The organism is Pseudoalteromonas luteoviolacea, assembly GCF_001696455.1.
Classification (GTDB): Bacteria; Pseudomonadota; Gammaproteobacteria; order Enterobacterales; family Alteromonadaceae; genus Pseudoalteromonas; species Pseudoalteromonas luteoviolacea_C.
In genome coordinates, this window is sequence record NZ_MAUJ01000086.1 from 1 (window position 1) to 209 (window position 209).

Sequence of the window (209 nt, forward strand, 5' to 3'; positions counted from 1 at the left end):
AATCTAAGTCTCAAGTGCCTCTTACTGGCTTGACTTAGCTTATCGCAAGTTAGTACGTCCTTCATCGCCTCCAACTGCCAAGGCATCCACCGTGTACGCTTAGTCACTTAACCATACAACCCAAAATGGTTTGTATCGTCAAAGACAGTTTTAACTTCGCCAGAAGTTAAGTAATACTAAAGTAGACGCTAATTAATCAACTAAATGAT

General features: G+C 40.2%; 1 rRNA gene. It reads right to left on the bottom strand.

The features are described 5' to 3' along the window. A 23S ribosomal RNA gene (locus tag A7985_RS25620) occupies positions 1-113 on the bottom strand; the annotation flags it as partial. Positions 114-209: the final 96 nt, after the last annotated feature.